This window comes from Xenorhabdus japonica, assembly GCF_900115195.1.
Taxonomy (GTDB): Bacteria; Pseudomonadota; Gammaproteobacteria; order Enterobacterales; family Enterobacteriaceae; genus Xenorhabdus; species Xenorhabdus japonica.
Window position 1 is genome coordinate 1 of record NZ_FOVO01000083.1, and the last position, 1,495, is coordinate 1,495.

1 pseudogene is annotated in these 1,495 nt (G+C 49.2%); it reads right to left on the reverse strand.

What is annotated here, in order from left to right:
* Positions 1-11 precede the first annotated feature (11 nt).
* Positions 12-1,397 (reverse strand): annotated as a pseudogene (locus tag BM135_RS16370) (IS4 family transposase).
* Between the last annotated feature and the right edge of the window lie 98 nt (positions 1,398-1,495).

Consider the following 1,495-nt stretch of genomic DNA (forward strand, 5'->3'; position numbering starts at 1 on the left):
CTGTCTCTTAGTCACATCTCCACATCAACCGATTTAGCCAGTAAATACCCATCAATAAGCGTTTGTAGCAGGAACCAGCCTTCCCATAGTCTTTCCCACCCGACCCGGCCTGTCCGTTTTGAGTCATGCCAGCCTGCCAGTTTGCCTAAATTGATATACGCCCAGTAAAGGCTCGGCGGCTCTTGGGGAGGGCGACTTTTCTCCTGTTTTAACCACAGTAGCTTCCAGGCCTGCGGGCTCAGGATGACTTCGCAGCTTTGTTTTTCCGCTTTTTCTTTATTCAGCCCCAGGTCACGAAGCTGATGTATTCGCACGGCAATGAACGCCAGTAACACTATCATTCGTTCCAGATTTTCTTTACTTTGCATTCGTAAATCTTCGACCTGCGTTCCGCCAGTTTTCCAGGCCTTATGAAATTCCTCAATGAGCCAGCGATGTTCGTAATAAGTGAAGATACGATGTGCGTCCTCTGCGCTACACACGGACTCGGAGGTCAGCAGATGCCAGCTTAATCCGTCTTCATACCCTTTTCATGGCAGCCAACATAAACTAAAGACACTGCGTTTCCGGTGTTACCTTCCGGTACTTTATAGGGTCACTTCGGCATAACAGACATCACAGTGCGCTAAGCGGGCTTTGCGTCCCCCTTTCTGCCTGACTTGTACATGCCGCTCTCCTGCGGGTTTCAGTGTACTGATAAAATCATACAGTCTGTCTTGACTCTCTTCTATACGGCGGCTTGGCATTGAACGGATAACAAAACGCTGGTTTTGCTCAGTTTTATAGGTCAGATATTCAAAAATATCCGACTCACGGTCACAGACGGAAATCACCTTTTTCATCTGCTCTCCCAGCCGTTGTGCTGTCGCCATTGAGGCACGTTCCCATTTATCACTTTCTTTTTCTTTGTAAGGGCGAGAGTCACGCTTTCGGCTTTTACCGTATTCACTGAGCTTACGGCGCCAGCAATGCGGCTCAATCAGTCCCACAACCTGTTGTTCAGCCGGGGCAAATAACAGAACGGAGTGGGCCTGTATTCCCCGGGATGTCTGGCTTGATGTGGTATATCCCAGTTCATTTTTAACGGAGGCATGTGAAAACGACAGTGTCGTGGTGTCTTCCAGTGCCAGCAGGCAATCATATTGGCGCGCCGGTGAGAGGGTGGCGCTGAATCCCGCCTCGGCGATGGCCTGAGGGGAAATTGCCTGATTGCGAGTAAACCGGTAGGCGGCTTCAATATCGGCGGGCGAATTTAAGGATTGCATCAGGGATTGTCCGGTGTGTTCGGCCAGTGAGGTGGCAATCTGAATCAGGCGTTTCGTGCGTCTTGAGTCACCTAATTCCGCGTGTTCAAAAGTTTTTTCTGCCCATTTATGGGCATTTGCTGAGAATGGCATCGCGGGCCTCAAACAGGCTTTATTGTTGAGTTCCACAATAAATACAAAAATTCAAAAACAGATGCAACTTCCGGCAATATTTGTGTAGGAAAGACAGG